Origin of the sequence: Streptomyces sp. NPDC019396, assembly GCF_040632375.1 — a bacterium.
Taxonomy (GTDB): domain Bacteria; phylum Actinomycetota; class Actinomycetes; order Streptomycetales; family Streptomycetaceae; genus Streptomyces.
This window is the reverse complement of the sequence record NZ_JBEYBS010000011.1, coordinates 92005-109011: the sequence shown is the minus strand read 5'-3', so window position 1 is coordinate 109011 and position 17007 is coordinate 92005. Positions and strand designations below refer to the sequence as shown.

Here is a 17007-nt window from a genome sequence, read left to right as displayed (position 1 = left end):
AGGCGTCCGGCTTCAGCGGCGGTCGCGCTGGGCCTCCACGACACGCCGCAGCGTGCGGTCGGCGGACGCGCCCGCCCGGCGCTGCACCCGCTCCGAGAAGCCCGGGAACTGGCCACCGATCGCGGTGAGCAGCTTCATCACCGCGGGCGCCACGTTCACCTCGGCGCGATCCTGCTCGACGGCGCGGACGACCCCCGCGACCACCTGGCGCGGTGAGACCGTGCCCAGACCCGCGGGCGCCTCTGCACCCGTGGCGGCGAACATGCCCGCGTGCCGGACGAACCCGGGCTGGATGACGGAGACGCCCACCCCGTGCTCGTACAGGTCCTGGCGCAGCCCGAGCGCGAAACCGCGCAGCCCGAACTTGGTGGCGTTGTAGAGCGCCGAGTGCTTGGTCGCCGTCTTGCCGGACATGGAACCGACGAAGGCGAGATGGCCGCGGCGCGCCTCGACCATCGAGGGCGCGAGGAGCCGGGCCAGCATGGCGGGGGCGCGGAGGTTGACCGTGAGGGCCCTGTCGAGCTGTTCGGGTGTGTACTCGAGCAGGTCGCCGCTGGACGGCAGGGCGGCGTTGGCGATGAGGATGTCGGTGCCGGCCGCCTCGCGCGCCAGCCGTTCGATGTCGTCCGGGTCCGCGAGATCGGCGACGATGCCCTGTGCCCCGTACCGCTTCACCAGCGGTTCCAGAGCATCGGGCTTGCGCCCGGTCAGGATCAACCGTGCGCCGCGCGTGGCAAGTTCCGCGGCGAGTGCGGCACCGATACCGCCGGTGACACCAGTGAGCAGAACAGTTGATCCGGTGATGCGCATCTGGTTACCCTCCAGTTCTGTTCGTTCGAACGAACGATAAGGAGGGCAGGGTGGCCATGTCCACAGGGGACTACACAGGACTTGCCGAACAGGCGAGAAGGCTGCGGGAGGGCGAGGTCACCTCGCGCGAACTCGTCGCGGACGCGCTCGAACGCATCGAGGCGAGCCAACCCGTGCTCAACGCCTTCCGGCACATCCGGGCCGAGGCCGCGCTCGCCGAGGCCGAGGACGCGGACCGGCGGCTGGCGGCGGGGGAGCGGCTCCCGCTGCTCGGTGTGCCCATGGCCGTCAAGGACGACACCGATGTCGCGGGGCTGCCCACCCTGTTCGGCTGCCGCGGTGAGGTCCCGCCCGCATCCGCCGACGGTGAGGCGGTGCGACGGCTGCGCGGGGCCGGTGCCGTCATCGTCGGCAAGACGAACAGCTGCGAACTGGGTCAGTGGGCGTTCACCGAGGGCCCCGCCTTCGGTGCCACCCGCAATCCATGGGCGCCCGGGCACACCCCCGGTGGCTCGTCCGGCGGCTCGGCCGCGGCAGTCGCCGCCGGACTCGTCCCCGCCGCGCTCGGCTCGGACGGCGCCGGGTCCATCCGGATCCCGGCCGCCTGGACGCATCTCGTGGGCATCAAGCCGCAGCGCGGCAGGGTATCCCTGTACCCGCACACCGACGCCTTCCACGGACTCACCGTCAACGGCCCCCTCGCCCGTACCGTCGCCGACGCGGCCCTGCTGCTCGACGCCGTCCAGGGGCCGCACCCCGAGGACCTTCACCAGCCCGACGCGGTCGAGGCATCGGCCGCGGCCCGGCGTGAACCCGGCCGGCTGCGCATCGCCCTCGCCTGGCGCCCGCCGCTCACCCTCACCGGCACCAAGCCCCATCCCGACATCCGCCGTGCCGTCGCCGGGGTCGTCGAGGCCCTGGCCCGTCTGGGGCACGATGTGGAGGAGGCGAGGCCCCGGTACGGGCTCATCGGACTCGGGTTCGTCCCGCGCGGGACGGCCGGTGTCTCCGAGATCGCGGCCCTGCACCCCGAGCCGGCGCTGCTCGACCCGCGCACCCGTGCCGCCATGCGCAACGGCAGGCTTCTCGGCGGCCGTATCGTGCGCGCCGCTCGCGCCCGCGAGGCACGCCAGCACCAGCGGATCGGCGCCATCTTCGACACGTACGACGTCGTCCTCACCCCGACCACGGCCGCGCCCCCGCCCGCGATCGGCACCTTCGACGGGCTCGGCGCCTGGCGCACCAACTCCATCATGGCGGCGGCCTGCCCCTACGCCTGGCCCTGGAACGTACTCGGTTGGCCGGGGGTGAACGTGCCCGCCGGATTCACCGCCGACGGGCTGCCCGTCGGAGCACAGCTGCTGGGCCCCGCAGGCGGCGAGGAGCGGCTGATCTCGCTCGCCGCCCAGCTGGAGGACGACCTCCGGTGGCATGAGCGGCACCCTGCCCCGCTGACCGGTCGGAGTGCACCGGTGGAACAATGACCACCATGTCCAGCGAGCACGTCCCGGCCGTCACGCCGCCCGTCCCTCCCACGAAGCAGCGCATCATCGGCGCCGTCCTGCGCGTCATCGGCCAGGACGGCATCGCCGGGGTCACCAACCGCCGGATCGCCAAGGAGGCGGGCGTCTCGCTCGGGTCCGTCACCTACCACTTCACCAGCCAGCACGAAATGCTGCGTGAGTCCATGCTGCACTTCGTGCACGAGGAGACCCGGCGGCTGACCACGCTCGCCGACGAGGGCGAGGCCGCGGGGCTCGGTATCGACGCCGCCGCGGCGCTCGCCGGGCAGGTCGCGGACGGCACCGTCTTCGACAGCGAGCACATCGCTCCTTTCGAGCTGTACATCCAGGCCGGCCGGGACGAGCGGCTGCGGGAGGCGGCAGCGGAGTGCTTCACCGCCTATGACCGCCTTGCCACACAGATCCTGACCGCCCTCGGCGTCCCCGACGCCGAGCGGCTCGCCGCGACCACGGTGGCCCTGATCGCCGGGCTCCAGCTGCGGCGGCTCGCCACCGGCTCACCCGCGGAGGACCTCGCGGACGCGCTGCTGCTGCTGGTGGCCGGCCGGGTCTGAGCAGATCCCTGGGCCTGCCGAACGGGTCAGTGCCGGGCCGGGTCGCCCCGGTATGTGCCCGTTCGCGCCTTACGTTGGTCTGGCCATGCGTCATCGCACCGCCGCGTGGCCTGGCTGGCCGAAAGGGGCGCCCGGGATGTCGCGCACGCACACAGGGATCCGTTCCACCACGCAGCGCCGCGGCAGGACCGCGGCCGTCGCACTCGCCGTCTCGGGGCTGCTCGCCGCCGCGGCCTGCACCGCACCCTCCCCGTCCGGCCCGCAGGCCGCGTCCCCTGCCGTCACGCCCACGGACTCCGTTCGCGCCCTCGACCCGGGGATGACGCAACAGCTCGACAAGGCCATCGACCAGGTGGTGCGCCGGACCGGGGTCCCCGGCGCGATCGTCGGAGTGTGGCTGCCCGGCAAGGGCGAATACGTCAGGGCCTTCGGCGTCGCGGACAAGAGCAGCGGCAAGGCCATGTCGGACGATCTGCGGATGCGGATCGGCAGCGAGACCAAGACCTTCACCGTGACAGCGCTGCTCAGACTGGTGGACGAGGGCAAACTGGGTCTCGACGACCCGGTGTCGGACTACGTGGACGGGGTGCCGAACGGCGAACACATCACGCTGCGCCAACTGGCGGAGATGCGCAGCGGACTGTTCTCGTACACGAACGACCCCGAATTCGACAAGGCCTTCATGTCCGACCCCGACCGGGTGTTCACTCCTCAGCAGCTGCTCGACTACGCCTTCCAGCACCCCGCGGGCTTCCAGCCGGGCCAGAAGTTTCAGTACTCCAACACCAACACGATCCTGCTCGGCCTGGTCATCGAGAAGGCGAGCGGCCAGAGCCTGCGTGAGTACCTGGACCGCAGCGTCCTGGGCCCGGCCGGGCTGGACAACACGTTGTTCCCCGAAGGCGCCGAGTTCCCCGAGCCGCACGCGCAGGGCTACACCAACCAGACGCCGGACGGCAAGGAAGCGAACGCCACCGACTGGGACCCGTCGTGGGCCTGGGCGGCCGGGGCGATGATCTCGGATCTGCCGGACCTGCGGGACTGGGCCCGCATCGTCGCCACGGGCACGCTGCTCAAGCCCGCCACCCAGGCCCAGCGGCTGCGCACCCTGCCCACCGGCTTCCCAGGGACCGGCTACGGTCTGGGCATCTTCGAGAACCACGGCTGGCTCGGCCACAACGGTTCCCTGCCGGGCTACCAGAGCGTCACCGTGTATCTGCCGAAGTCCAAGGCGACGATGGTGATCCTCACCAACACCGACAACCCCTACGAGGGCAACGAGAACAGCACCGTCTTCGCCAAGGCGGTCACCGGCATCGTGACGCCGGGGAACGTGTACGACCTGCCGGCCGCGCCCGCGTCGTCGGCGTCGCCGCAGCCGTCCGGGGCGGCATCCTCCGCGGGCTGAGCGCTATGGCTGTGCCCGCCAGACCACCGCCTGGGCGACGATGACCCGCTCACCGTCGAAGGTGACGGCAGGTCCTTCGTGCAGCTCGTAGCCGAGGCTGAGCGCCTCGCTCACCCGCCGGCAGAACGAGGAGTCGTCCGGGCCGGTCAGGACCCGGTAGACGGGCAGTCCCTCTGGTGGTGTGCTCATGGGGGAAGCGTTTCAGCTGTGGCGCGCGACACCAAGCCCGTCGCCGCACCGAACGGCCCGAAGCGTGACCGATCGTCCCGTCCGGGCCGCTCCCGGCACGCGGCTCGTACGGCAGGCAGTCGGTGCGAAACCTCTCGTTCACTTGCGCAATGCCCGAAATGCCCTGGGTGTCCATTGGTTCGTCGCCCCGAGTCGGCTGGGATGTCGGTGCGGCGTGCTTTGCTGGACGCATGACCGAAGACTTTCTGTCCGGGACGACAGGGAACCCCTGGGAGTCCGGCACCCTTGCCCTGGTCGAGGAGGCGGTCCGCAAGGCGGCCGCCGTCGAGATCATGCCGCGCTTCCGTCAGCTCGCCGAGCACGAGATCATCGAGAAGAACGGTCCGCACGACCTGGTGACCGTCGCCGACCGCAGCGCCGAGGAGCACCTCACGGCCTCCCTCACCGCACTGCTTCCGGGGTCGGTCGTGGTGGGCGAGGAAGCGGTCCACGCCGATCCCGCGGTGTACGACGCGCTGAAGGGCGACGCCCCCGTCTGGATCGTGGATCCCGTCGACGGCACCCGCCAGTTCGTCCACGGCGACCCCGGGTTCTGCACTCTGGTCGCGCTCGCGCGGCACGGCGAGGTGCTGGCCTCCTGGACCTACGCCCCGGTGCTGGACGAGATGGCGACAGCGGTGCGGGGGCACGGCGCGCGGGTGGACGGCATGCCGATCCGCTCGGGATCGCCCGCACCCGGCACGCCTCTCGAAGTGGCCACCTCCCACCCGGACTTCACCACCGAGGCGCAGAAGCAGGCCCTGCTCGCCCTGCGCACCGACGGCATCCGCAGCCGCCCCTGCGGCTCCGCGGGCCTCGAATACCTCGATGTGGCCCGCGGTGACCTGGACGCGGTGGCCTTCTCCTGGGAGAACGCCTGGGACCACGCCGCGGGGCTGCTCCTGGTCGCCGAGGCCGGCGGCATGGACCTGACCCTCGCGGGAGAGCGCTTCCGGATCACCGGTGGCAACGCGCTGCCCTTCACGGCAGCCCGGGACGAGGCGACGGCCCGCCGGATCCACGCACTGCTGGCGGCGCCCGGCTCCGTGTAGCCCCCGGCAGCGCTGTCGGCGCGTGCGAATATGCTGGGTTCCTTGGTCACCGGTGGACGAAGGAGACCGAAGGTGCCGTCGATGCTCGATGCCGTCGTCGTGGGTGCGGGACCCAACGGACTGACCGCAGCCGCCGAGTTGGCCCGCCGTGGCTTCTCGGTCGCGGTGTTCGAGGCCCGGGACACCGTGGGCGGGGGAGCCAGGACCGAAGAGCTCACCCTCCCCGGTTTCCGCCATGACCCGTGCTCCGCCGTGCACCCGCTGGGCATCGGCTCCCCGGCCTTCAAGGCCATGCCCCTGGCGCGGTACGGGCTGGAGTGGCTGCACCCGCCGCTGCCCATGGCCCACCCCTTCGACGACGGCACGGCCGCGGTGCTCTCCCGTTCGGTCGCCGAGACCGCCGCCTCCTTCGGGCCGCGGGACGCCGGGGCGTACCGCCGCCTTGTCGCTCCCTACCTGGGGAAATGGGACAGTCTCGCGCGGGACTTCATGTCGCTGCCGCTGACCGCGCTGCCCCGCGATCCGGTGACACTGGCGCGCTTCGGGATCGACGGACTGCCGCCGTCCACCTGGCTGATGCGGCGGTTCCGTGACGATCGCGCCCGGGCCCTGTTCGCCGGTCTCGTCGGGCATGTGATCGCCCCCCTGGGCGGCTTCGCCACCGGTGCCGTGGGTCTGGTCTTCGCGCTCGCCGCCCACGCCGGAGGCTGGCCGCTGCCGCGCGGCGGCTCGCAGTCCATCGCCGACGCCCTCGCCGGGTACGTGCACGACCTGGGCGGTTCGGTGCACACCGGTGCCGAGATCAAGCGGCTAGACGATCTGCCGCCCGCGCGCGCGTATGTCTTCGACACCTCGCCGACCGCACTCGCCCGGATCGCAGGCCTGGGTCGCTGCTACGACGGCTACCGGTACGGCGCGAGCGTGTTCAAGATCGATTACGCGCTGGACGGCCCGGTGCCCTGGACCGCCGAGGCACCCCGGCGCGCCGGGACCGTCCAGATCGGGCCCGGCAGCCGTGACATCGGCGCGGCACTCGACCAGGCTTCGGGCGGCCACGCCCCCCGCACCCCGTTCCTGATCGCCGCGCAGCCCAGCCTCGTCGACCCGTCGCGCGCACCCGAGGGCAGGCATGTCTTCTGGGTGTACGGCCACGTGCCGAACGGCTGGGAGGGCGACCTCACCGATGCCATCGAGCGTCAGATCGAGCGCTTCGCCCCTGGCTTCCGCGACCGTGTGCTCGCCCGGGCCACCGCAGGACCGCCCGAGATGGCCGCGCGCAACGCCAACTACGTCGGCGGGGACATCGCCTGCGGCGCCGCGCGGGGGCTCCAGCTGATGCTGCGCCCGCGGCCCTCGCTCTTCCCGTACTCGACCCCGCATCCCGCGGTGTTCCTGTGCTCTTCGGCGACCCCTCCGGGACCGGGCGTGCACGGAATGTCGGGGCACAATGCCGCCAAGGCGGTGTGGCGGCATCTGCGCGCGCGATGATGGAACGATGAGCGCAGCACTCGCCATCACCCTCGTCCAGGGCGACATCACCGAGCAGCAGGCCGACGTCATCGTCAACGCCGCGAACTCCTCCCTCCTCGGCGGCGGCGGGGTCGACGGCGCTGTGCACCGGCGCGGCGGCCCCGAGATCCTGGAGGAGTGCAGAAGGCTGCGTGCCTCGCACTACGGCAAGGGCCTGCCGACCGGCCGGGCCGTCGCCACCACCGCGGGGCGACTGCCGGCCCAGTGGGTCGTCCACACGGTGGGGCCCGTGCACAGCCGCAGCGAGGACCGCTCCGAACTGCTCGCCTCCTGCTACCGCGAGGCCCTGAAAGTCGCCGATGAACTCGGCGCGCGGACCGTCGCCTTCCCCGCCATCTCCACCGGTGTCTACGGCTGGCCTATGGACGACGGAGCCAGGATCGCCGTGGAGACGGTGCGCACGACGCCGACAGCGGTCGAGGAGGTCCGCTTCGTCCTCTTCGACCAGTCGGCGTACGAGGCCTTCCTGGCACACATCGACTGACCTGCGGGCGGGTACGGCAGCCTGATCGCCGTGCTCGGGCGCATCCGGTTCGCCCGGCCGGGCCACCCACCGGGCGTCGCGGGCGCCCGCGGGTGAGGCTGCCTGTGGAGTGCCGGAATGCCCGGAGTGACGGAGGTGGCCGTGCAGCGGGTGAGAGCCGACGTATGCGTCGTGGGTGCGGGTTTCGCGGGCCTGGCCGCCGCGCGGCAGCTCGTCCGATCGGGCCGTGAGGTCGTGGTGCTGGAAGCCAGGGACCGCGTGGGCGGGCGGGTGTGGAACCGGGAAGCGTCCGACGGCACCGTCGTATCGGTCGGCGGCACCTGGCTCGGCAAGGGCCAGGAGCGGATGTTCCAGCTCGCCCGGGAGGTGGGCCTTGAGGTCTATCCGCAGTACGACGACGGTGACCAGCTCCTGCGGCTCGACGGCCTCAACCACCGCTACCGCGGCCGCATTCCGCGTGTGGGTACGCCCGCGACCGCGTCCATGGGCCTGGCGATGGCCCGCTTGGAGCTGATGGCGCGGCGTGTTCCGCGTGATGCCCCGTGGCGGGCAGGGCAGGCCCGCAGCTGGGACGCCAGGACGCTCGGGCAGTGGCTCGCCAGCCCGCTCAACGTGCCATCCGGCACGGCGCACACGCTGCTCAGGGCGGCGATGAATCTGCTGTTCTGCGCCGACCCGGGGGAGGTCTCGCTGCTGGGCGCTCTCGTGCTGGCCAGGGGCGGCGACGGATGTGGTTCCGGTTTCGGCTACTACATGGACAGCCGGAGGACCGAGTCGCACCTGGTGGACGGAGGCGCTCCGGAAATCGCCCGGCGGATGGCCGAGGACCTGGGCCAGGCGGTTCACCTGGCCAGCCCGGTACGGCGTATCACGCAGAACGGCATCCACGTCGAGGTGGCATCGGAAGCGCTCACCGTCGTGGCCCGGAGAGTCATCGTGGCCACGCCTCCGGTGATGGCGGGCCGGATCGCCTTCGAACCGGCGCTCCCGGCCTCCTGCGGCCACCTGCACCAAAGGGTGCCTCCCGGCGCGGTGATCCGGGTGAACACCGTGTACCCGCACCCGTTCTGGCGTGATGAGGGCTTGTCGGGGCAGACGCTGGCCCCCGAGTCGCCGGTCTCGGTCACGATCGACCAGACGCCCCGTCCGGCACGTCCCGGTGTGCTGAGCAGCTACGCGTTCGGCACCGCCGCGCTGCACCTGGGGCGTCTGGAACCGAAGGAGCGGCGTGAGGTGTGGCTGGACGAGCTCGCCGGGAGGTTCGGCCCGCAGGCGCGCCGCACCGCCGGCTATCTGGAGACGGACTGGTCCACCGAGCCCTGGTCGCTCGGGGGGATGATCGGCCACTTCACGCCGGGTGCTCTGACCACTTACGGCACGGCATTGCGTGAGCCGGTGGGGCGGATCCACTGGGCGAGCACGGAGTCGGCGACGCGGATGCACGGACTGATGGAGGGGGCGGTGCGTTCCGGCGAGCGCGCGGCCGGCGAGGTTCTGGCCGCCGGCTGAAGCAGCGCCGACCGGTCGCTCCGTGCGCCCCTCAACCCCCACCGGCACCCCGGCACGACCGCCGCGCGAGTGGACTTCGAGCCGCCCGGCCTAGCGTCGGTGCTCCGTACGGACGGTGCAAGGGAGAAGTCTGATGGCCGGTTTCGTTGAGGGCGCGCCCTGCTGGGTGGACGCGATGCTTCCGGACCTGGAGGCGGGACGGCGCTTCTACGGCGAGCTGTTCGGCTGGACGTTCGAAGACGCAGGTGAGGAGCACGGCTCCTACCACGAGGCGCGGCGTGAGGGTAAGAGCGCTGCGGGGCTGTTCCCGGTTCCGGCCGGTCAGGAGTCTGTCGCCGCCTGGAACCTGCACTTCGCGGTGTCCGATGCCGCGGTCTTCGCCGACCGGGTGGCGGCGGCGGGCGGCAAGCTGGTCGACGGCCCCACCAAGGTGGGCGACGCGGGCACCCTACTGATCTTCGGCGACCCGGGTGGTGCCGTGGTCGGTGCCTGGCAGGAGGGCACCCGGGCGGGCTTCGAGGTGCAGGGCCAGCCGGGTTCGTTCTTCTGGCCCGAGATCTACACCCGTGACAAGGAGACGGTCGACCCGTTCTACGAGTCCGTCTTCGGGTACGCGGGTCAGCAGGTCGCCGAGGGCGCCGAGTTCGACTTCAAGCTCTGGTCGATGCCGGGCCAGGAGTACCCGGTGGCGGGGCGTTTGCAGATGAACGAGTACTACCCGCCGGAGCTCCCGGCCCACGCGCTGGTCTACTTCCGCGTAGCGGACACGGACGCCGCGGTGGCCAAGGTCCGGGAGCTGGGCGGCACCGTGACCCGTGAGCCCTCGGACAGCCCGTTCGGCCGGTCCGCACATGTGGTGGACGACCAGGGAGCCAGGTTCGCGCTGATGGGCCCGGTCGCCGGGGGCGACGCGCACTGAGGGGTGCCGACGAGGTGCATGATGCGGGGCGGCTGAGGCCCGGCATATGAACCTTCAACGACCGGCCCCGCCCGACACACGCTGCCGGGTGGGGCCGGTCTCCGCTGCGGGGCAAAAACAGGATGCCCTGGTAGCGGAAGGTCGATGTCGCAATTCCGCCAGCCCGGGAGCGGTCCGTGGCGGATGCTTGAACCATGCATCCCGCCATGCACACCGACACCGAGCGCTGCGTACGGGCCGTCCGGTCCAAGGACGCCCGCTTCGACGGCTGGTTCTTCACCGCGGTCCTGACCACCGGGATCTACTGCCGCCCCAGCTGCCCGGCCGTCCCGCCCAAGGCCGAGAACATGGTGTTCCACCCCAGCGCCGCCGCCTGCCAGCAGGCGGGCTTCCGGGCCTGCAAGCGCTGCCGGCCCGACACCAGCCCCGGATCCCCCGAGTGGAACGCCCGGGCCGACACCGTCGCCCGCGCCATGCGGCTCATCCAGGACGGAGTGGTCGACCGCGAAGGCGTCCCCGGCCTCGCTGCCCGGCTCGGATACTCGACCCGGCAGATCGAACGCCAGCTGCTCGCGGAGGTCGGCGCGGGCCCGCTCGCCCTGGCACGAGCACAGCGCGCCCAGACCGCGCGGCTGCTCATCGAGACCACGGCGCTCCCCATGGCCGAAGTCGCCTTCTCCGCGGGCTTCTCCTCGATCCGCAGCTTCAACGACACCGTCCGCGCGGTGTTCGCACTCTCCCCGAGTGAGCTGCGCACCCGCGTCAACCGGCAGGGCACGAAGCCTCCGGCGACTCCGGGGGTGCTCAGCCTGCGCCTGCCGTTCCGGGCCCCCCTCAACCCGGACAACCTGTTCGGACATCTCGCCGCGACCGCCGTGCCCGGTGTGGAGGAGTGGCGGGACGGCGCCTACCGCCGCACGCTCGTGCTGCCGCACGGCCATGGCATCGTCTCCCTGGCCCCCCGCCCCGATCACATCGCCTGCCGGCTGTCCCTGACCGACGCCCGGGACCTGACCCTCGCCATCAGCCGCTGCCGCCGGTTGCTCGACCTCGACGCCGACCCCGTAGCCGTCGACGAACAGCTCCGGGCCGATCCGCAGCTCGCGCCGCTGGTCGACAAGGCCCCCGGCAGACGGGTGCCGCGTACCGTCGACGCCGCGGAGTTCGCCGTACGGGCCGTGCTCGGCCAGCAGGTCTCCACCGCTGCCGCCCGCACCCACGCCGCACGGCTGGTCACGGCACACGGCACCCCCGTGGACGACCCCGAAGGCGGCCTCACCCACCTCTTCCCGGACCCGCAGGCCCTGGTCGGCCTCGACCCCGGGACCCTGGCCTTCCCGCGCGGCCGCCGCACCAGCCTCACCGCACTGGTCGGCGCACTCGCCGGGGGCAGCCTGAACCTCGGTGCCGACAGCGACTGGAACGAAGCACGCGCCAGGCTCGCCGCGCTGCCCGGCTTCGGGCCCTGGACCATCGAGGTCATCGCGATGCGCGCACTCGGCGACCCCGACGCCTTCCTCCCCACGGACCTCGGCATCCGCCGCGCGGCCGGCGAGCTCGGTCTGCCCGCGTCCCCGGCCGCCCTCACGGCGCGCGCCGCGTCCTGGCGGCCATGGCGTGCCTACGCCGTCCAGTACCTGTGGGCCACCGGCGACCACCCCGTCAACTGTCTGCCCGTCTCCTGACCTGGAGCCCGCCAACATGAGCCGCACCCACACCGTGGTCGACAGCCCGTACGGTCCGCTCACCCTCGTCGCCACGGACTCGGTACTGAGCGGCCTCTACATGACCGGCCAGCGCCACCGCCCCGCCGAGCACACCTTCGGCGCCCCCGACCCCCGCCCCTTCGGCGAGACCGTACGGCAGCTCGACGCGTACTTCGCCGGTGAACTGACCCACTTCGACCTGCCGATGCAACTGGTCGGAACACCGTTCCAGCTCAGGGTCTGGGCCCAGCTCCGCGCGATCCCGTACGGCGAGACCCGCTCCTACGGCGACCTCGCCGACGCTCTCGGCAACCGCGGCGCCTCACGCGCCGTCGGACTCGCCAACGGCAGAAACCCGATCGGCATCATCGTGCCCTGCCACCAGGTGGTCGGGGCATCGGGCAGCCTCACCGGCTACGGTGGCGGGCTCGACCGCAAGCAGCGGCTGCTGGCATTCGAGCGGGGAGCCCCCGACGACGCGCTGTTCTGAGCGCTGTTCTGACGTCCGGCTCGCGGTCGGGGCGGTACGCGCTCAGCGCAGGCGCTCGAGCAGAGAAGGCAACGCCGTCCCGATGGGCTCGCGGACGACCTCGGCGGCGAGCTCGTCGTAAGGGGTCGGCTCCGCGTTGACGACGATCAGCCGGGCGCCGTGCTCGGCCGCGATTCCCGCGAGCGACGCGGCGGGCTGTACCTGGAGGCTGGTCCCGACCGCGATGAAGACCTCGCAGGCCTTGGCGATCCCCATCGCCTCGCCCAGCACCACCGGATCGAGGGGCTGGCCGAACATCACCGTCGCCGACTTCAGGATCCCGCCGCAGGACGTGCACGGCGGATCCGCCTCACCTGCCCGCACCCGCTCCAGTGCGTCCGCCATCGAGGAGCGGACCTGGCAGCCGGTGCACACCACCGACCGTGCGGTGCCGTGCAGTTCGAGGACCTTGCGCGCCGAAACCCCGGCCAGCTGGTGAAGCCCGTCGACGTTCTGTGTGATCACCCGGACCGGGCTGCCGCCGCGCTCGAACTCCGCGATGGCCCGATGCGCCGCGTTCGGCTCGGCGTGCAGCACCGGACCGTCGAGACGCATGCGCCAGGAGCGGCGCCGGATCTCCGGATCGGCCATGTAGTAGTCGTACGTGACCAGCTTCTCGGCTTCCGGATCGCGCCGCCACAGCCCGTTCGGCCCGCGGTAGTCGGGAATGCCGGAGTCCGTCGAGATACCGGCACCGCTGAGGATCGCCACGAGTGTCATACCCCGAGCGTATGGACCCGGGCGCGGCGGCCGCGACCGGATTACCGGCTCCCGTGCGAGACCGGACCACGCGCTCGTCCACGCCCGCGACAGCCCTTCAGCGCCCTGCGTGCAACCCCTTCTCGTAGCACGCCGAAAGCGGGTCCCCCTCATGAGGCGGGTAGTTCGCGATCCTGAGATAACCGGCCCGTTCGTACAACCGCATCGCGGCGGGCTGCCGGATTCCGGTCTCCAGTCGCATCCGATCTGCGCCCAGCACCGAGGCGAGCCGCTCGGCCCGTGCGAGCAGCGCGCCGGCGGCTCCCGTACCCCGGACGGCCGGGGACACGAACATCCGTTTCAGCTCGCACACCCCCGGACCGACCGGCTGCACGGCACAGCAGCCCACCGCCTCGCCCTCACACCGGACCAGCAGGAACCGGGCTTCCGGGGCCATCGGAGCGGGATGTGCGTCCGGAGGGAGCCCGTACACGGGCACCAGCTCCGCCGTCATCGCGTCGACCAGGGAACGCAGGGCGGGGTCGTCCGCCGTGCATGGGGAGACCAGGAACACGGCGCCATCCTCGCAGCGCGGGCGCGCAACCGTCGCTGTTTCCCCTACACGGCATGGACGCCGTGCCGACCGGCCGGTCGCAGCGACGCCAACCGGGCGGTCCTGTTGGCCAGTTCGCCGATCCGCGCTCCGTCGAAGCCGAACACCGCACTGCTCACCCGGTCCTCCAGCGGGCGGGTCCACTGGGGCGGGATGCCCGACGCCCCGCACAGCACGCCCGCCACGGAGCCCGCCGTCGCTCCGTTGGAGTCCGTGTCGAGACCGCCGCGTACGGTGAGCGCCACCGTGGTGGTGAAGTCCCCCGATCCGTACAGCAGCCCCGCGGTGATGACCGCGGCGTTGGGGACGGTGTGGATCCAGCCGAGTCCGGCCGTCTCCCCGTCCAGCGTGTCCAGTGCGTCCGACCAGGGCAGGCCGGTGTCGTGCAGGGCGATCGTGCGGCGCACCGCCCGCGCCAGACGGCAGCTCGCGGGGATGCGCTCGAGCCCGGTCTCGACGGCCTCGCGCGCATCGGCCGCCGTGAAGGCCGCGGCGATCACGGCCGCGGCCCACATCGCCCCGTACACACCGTTGCCGGTGTGCGACAGCACGGCGTCGCGGCGGGCGAGGGAGGCCGCGCGCACCGGATCGCCGGGGCTGGTCCAGCCGAAGACATCCGCCCTGATCAGCGCACCGATCCATTCCTGGTGCGGGTTGTCGTGAGTGGCGGTGAGCGGTGGCCTCAGACCGGCGGTCAGATTGCGGTACGCCGCCCGCTCGGCCGTGAACGTCTGGAGGTACGGCAGCCGCAGCAGCCACAGCTCTCCCACCTGTTCGGTGGTGAAGCCGAAGCCATGGGTCTCCAGGAGGTGGAGACCGAGGATGCTGTAGTCCACGTCGTCGTCCCGGCAGCTGCCGTGGATCCTGCCGCGGACGCAACCGCGCCAGTCCGGGCGCAGCTCGAAGCCGTCCGCGCCGGGTGGCGGCTCGGGGAGGTAGTCGGCCAGCGGCAGGGCGTGGGTGAGCCGGAGGTAGCGGTCGATGCGGTCCCGGGTCCAGTAGTCACCGCGCTCGATGGGCTTGCCGAGCATGTTTCCGGCGATCCGGCCGAGCCAGCCGCCGAGGATGCGGTCGGCGGTCCCCGTGACTGAAGGTGTCATGTCTCGGGTGTACCCGGTTCCGGCGGCAGCACCTCGGTCTTGGAGGGGTGGCACCCGTCAGGGTGTGCGGATAGGGTCGGGGCGGCGCGACTGCCTGTTCGACAGCAAGGGATAGCAAGGTGACGAACGGAGCAGTTACCGCCGCGCACGTTCTTGTCGCGGCGGACAAGTTCAAAGGCTCACTCACGGCCGTGCAGGTGGCGGAGCGAGTGACTGCGGGCCTACGACGGGTGGTCCCCGGGCTCGCGGTGGAGACCCTTCCCGTCGCGGACGGCGGCGACGGCACGGTCGCGGCAGCGGTCGCGGCGGGCTTCGAGCGCCGCGTGGCGGCGGTGACCGGGCCCCGCGGTGAGCCGCTCACCGCGGCCTACGCCCTGCGCGGCACCACGGCCGTGGTCGAGATGGCGGAGGCCTCCGGGCTCCAGCACCTGCCCGACGGGGTCTTCGCGCCGCTCACCTCGACGACCTACGGATCGGGCGAGCTGCTCCGCGCGGCGCTCGACGCCGGGGCGAGGACGATCGTCTTCGGTGTCGGCGGCAGCGCGACGACGGACGGCGGGGCCGGGATGCTCGCCGCGCTGGGCGCGCGTTTCCTGGGCGCCGGTGGCGAGTCGGTCGGACCGGGCGGTGGCGCTCTCGGTGAGCTGGTGACCGCGGATCTGTCCGGGCTTGACGACCGTTTCCAGGACGTCGAGCTGATTCTCGCCAGCGATGTGGACAACCCGCTGACCGGGCCGAAGGGCGCGCCCGCGGTGTTCGGCCCGCAGAAGGGTGCCTCGCCCGCGGATGTCGCCGTGCTGGACCGGGCACTGGCCCACTACGCGTCGGTTCTCGGCCCCGATGCGGCCGATGCCCCCGGAGCGGGGGCGGCCGGGGGCATCGGATACGGGGCCCTGGTGGCGCTCGGGGCGTGCTTCCGGCCGGGTATCGAGGTGATGCTCGACATCCTGGGCTTCGGCCGGGCGCTGGAAAGGGCCACCTTGGTGATCACCGGCGAAGGCTCCCTGGACGAGCAGACCCTGCACGGCAAGGCCCCGGCGGGTGTGGCCGCGGCGGCCCGCGCCGCGGGCAAGGACGTCGTCGCGGTCTGCGGCCGGCTGGCGCTCACCCAGGAGGCACTCGGCGGGGCCGGTATCCGGCGCGCCTACCCGCTGCGGGAACTGGAACCAGACCCGGCGCTGTGCATGGCACAGGCCGGTCCGCTGCTGGAACGGGCTGCGGAGCACATCGCGCGGGACTTCCTGCTGGAGGCGTCACCCCGGCCCTCGTAGCGTCCGGACCTTTCGGGTACCGGCCCATTCGTGTCACCTGCTACCCCCGCCGTGGCCGTACGTGCCCGCGATGGCCGAAAGACGTCCCCGGCCCCTGCCGGCCTTGTGAACCACCTGTACCGGCTCCCCGGGCCTCCCTAGCATGTGCATCTCTCAGATTCCGATTACCCCTGACGCGAATGAGGACTGGATGCAACGCGAGTCGTGGCGCCCGGATGCCATCGACACCAACGTGCCGAGCGTGGCACGGATGTACGACTACCTCCTGGGAGGTGACGACAACTACCAGTCCGACCGCGACGCTTGTCTCGAGCTCCTCGAACAAGTGCCCAGTACCAAGGTGCTGGCCGTCAACAATCGCCGGTTCCTCCAGCGTGTCGTGCGGACGCTGGCCACCGACTACGGTGTGCGGCAGTTCATCGACCACGGGTCCGGGCTGCCGACCCAGGACAACGTCCACCAGGTCGCCCAGGCCGTGGCCCCGGAGTCGCGGGTCGTCTACGTCGACAACGACCCGATCGTGCTGGCGCACGGCCGTGCGTTGCTCGAGGAGAACGACCGCACCGCGGTCATCCAGGCCGATATGCGGGATACCGAAGCCATCTTCGAACATCCCGAGACGACCCGGCTCATAGACTTCAGCCAGCCGGTCGCCGCGCTGTTCGTCTCCGTGATGCACTGCATTCCGGACGAGTCCGATCCGGCCGCCCTGGTACGCCGGGTTGCCGAAAGACTCGTGCCGGGAAGCTTCCTGGTGGTGTGTCAGCTCGTCAGCGAGCGGCCCGAGATCCGCAAGTTCGTCACCGACTTCATGGCGGAGGCAACGGGCGGGCACTGGGGGAGGGTGCGCGAGGAGCACGAAGTCACCGCGTACCTCAAGGGCTTGCAGATCCTGGAGCCGGGACTGGTGGAAGTGTCCAGCTGGCGGCCGGACAACGACCTCGCCCCGGTGCAGCAGACCGACGAATGGATCGAGTGGGGCGGCGTCGGCCGGCTCATGTGAGGTCCGGCATCGCTGGAGAGCGTCCCCGCTTCCCCGTTCTCCCGTTTCCCCGGCCCCGCGGCCGGGGAA

The 17007-nt window shown here is 71.9% G+C and carries 17 protein-coding genes; 12 read left to right on the top strand and 5 right to left on the bottom strand.

Annotated elements, in window-relative coordinates; genetic code table 11:
• Window positions 1-12: 12 nt before the first annotated feature.
• Complete coding sequence (locus ABZ532_RS15185; protein ID WP_361282731.1) at window positions 13-810, bottom strand: SDR family NAD(P)-dependent oxidoreductase; 798 nt, start codon at window positions 808-810, stop codon at window positions 13-15.
• Window positions 811-866: 56 nt separating this feature from the next.
• Between ABZ532_RS15185 and ABZ532_RS15180 the strand changes: the two genes are divergently transcribed.
• The 3 genes from ABZ532_RS15180 (at window position 867) to ABZ532_RS15170 (ending at window position 4295) form a co-directional block, all read left to right on the top strand.
• Entirely contained in the window at window positions 867-2294 is a 1428-nt protein-coding gene (locus ABZ532_RS15180) for an amidase (RefSeq protein ID WP_361282931.1), read from the top strand.
• A gap of 5 nt (window positions 2295-2299) precedes the next feature.
• Window positions 2300-2887: a TetR family transcriptional regulator gene (locus tag ABZ532_RS15175; protein WP_361282729.1), complete on the top strand. Its 588-nt coding sequence runs from the start codon at window positions 2300-2302 to the stop codon at window positions 2885-2887.
• A 136-nt stretch (window positions 2888-3023) separates the two neighbouring features.
• Window positions 3024-4295 carry a serine hydrolase domain-containing protein gene (locus ABZ532_RS15170; RefSeq protein ID WP_361282727.1) on the top strand — a complete coding sequence of 424 codons (1272 nt, stop codon included), beginning with the start codon at window positions 3024-3026 and terminating at the stop codon, window positions 4293-4295.
• 3 nt (window positions 4296-4298) lie between these two features.
• Here the strand turns inward: ABZ532_RS15170 and ABZ532_RS15165 are convergent, their stop codons facing one another.
• A complete protein-coding gene (locus tag ABZ532_RS15165; RefSeq protein WP_361282725.1) occupies window positions 4299-4484 on the bottom strand; it encodes a DUF1737 domain-containing protein in 186 nt (61 codons plus the stop codon).
• Between the two features lie 230 nt (window positions 4485-4714).
• Between ABZ532_RS15165 and ABZ532_RS15160 the strand changes: the two genes are divergently transcribed.
• The 7 genes from ABZ532_RS15160 to ABZ532_RS15130 all read left to right on the top strand — a co-directional run bounded on the left by ABZ532_RS15160 (window position 4715) and on the right by ABZ532_RS15130 (window position 12213).
• Window positions 4715-5575: an inositol monophosphatase family protein gene (locus ABZ532_RS15160; protein WP_361282723.1), complete on the top strand. Its 861-nt coding sequence runs from the start codon at window positions 4715-4717 to the stop codon at window positions 5573-5575.
• A 72-nt stretch (window positions 5576-5647) separates the two neighbouring features.
• Window positions 5648-7063: an NAD(P)/FAD-dependent oxidoreductase gene (locus tag ABZ532_RS15155; protein ID WP_361282721.1), complete on the top strand. Its 1416-nt coding sequence runs from the start codon at window positions 5648-5650 to the stop codon at window positions 7061-7063.
• A gap of 7 nt (window positions 7064-7070) precedes the next feature.
• Entirely contained in the window at window positions 7071-7589 is a 519-nt protein-coding gene (locus tag ABZ532_RS15150; RefSeq protein ID WP_361282719.1) for an O-acetyl-ADP-ribose deacetylase, read from the top strand.
• A 117-nt stretch (window positions 7590-7706) separates the two neighbouring features.
• The gene (locus ABZ532_RS15145; protein WP_361282717.1) at window positions 7707-9098 is read left to right on the top strand and encodes an FAD-dependent oxidoreductase; all 1392 of its coding nucleotides are present in this window, start codon (window positions 7707-7709) and stop codon (window positions 9096-9098) included.
• Between the two features lie 133 nt (window positions 9099-9231).
• Entirely contained in the window at window positions 9232-10017 is a 786-nt protein-coding gene (locus ABZ532_RS15140; protein WP_361282715.1) for a VOC family protein, read from the top strand.
• 206 nt (window positions 10018-10223) lie between these two features.
• A complete protein-coding gene (locus ABZ532_RS15135; RefSeq protein WP_361282929.1) occupies window positions 10224-11702 on the top strand; it encodes an AlkA N-terminal domain-containing protein in 1479 nt (492 codons plus the stop codon).
• A 16-nt stretch (window positions 11703-11718) separates the two neighbouring features.
• Window positions 11719-12213, top strand: a complete 495-nt coding sequence (locus ABZ532_RS15130; protein WP_361282713.1) for a methylated-DNA--[protein]-cysteine S-methyltransferase — start codon at window positions 11719-11721, stop codon at window positions 12211-12213.
• A 42-nt stretch (window positions 12214-12255) separates the two neighbouring features.
• On the opposite strand, the gene ABZ532_RS15125 is transcribed toward ABZ532_RS15130, so the two are convergent.
• From ABZ532_RS15125 to ABZ532_RS15115, 3 genes are all read right to left on the bottom strand, one after another.
• Window positions 12256-12972, bottom strand: a complete 717-nt coding sequence (locus ABZ532_RS15125; RefSeq protein ID WP_361282711.1) for a Sir2 family NAD-dependent protein deacetylase — start codon at window positions 12970-12972, stop codon at window positions 12256-12258.
• 97 nt (window positions 12973-13069) lie between these two features.
• The gene (locus ABZ532_RS15120; protein WP_361282709.1) at window positions 13070-13525 is read right to left on the bottom strand and encodes a GNAT family N-acetyltransferase; all 456 of its coding nucleotides are present in this window, start codon (window positions 13523-13525) and stop codon (window positions 13070-13072) included.
• Between the two features lie 44 nt (window positions 13526-13569).
• Entirely contained in the window at window positions 13570-14664 is a 1095-nt protein-coding gene (locus ABZ532_RS15115; RefSeq protein WP_361282707.1) for an ADP-ribosylglycohydrolase family protein, read from the bottom strand.
• A 119-nt stretch (window positions 14665-14783) separates the two neighbouring features.
• On the opposite strand from ABZ532_RS15115, the gene ABZ532_RS15110 reads away from it, so the two are divergent.
• Complete coding sequence (locus ABZ532_RS15110; protein WP_361282705.1) at window positions 14784-15935, top strand: glycerate kinase; 1152 nt, start codon at window positions 14784-14786, stop codon at window positions 15933-15935.
• Window positions 15936-16125: 190 nt separating this feature from the next.
• The gene (locus ABZ532_RS15105) at window positions 16126-16938 is read left to right on the top strand and encodes an SAM-dependent methyltransferase (protein WP_361282703.1); all 813 of its coding nucleotides are present in this window, start codon (window positions 16126-16128) and stop codon (window positions 16936-16938) included.
• The last annotated feature ends 69 nt before the right edge of the window (window positions 16939-17007 follow it).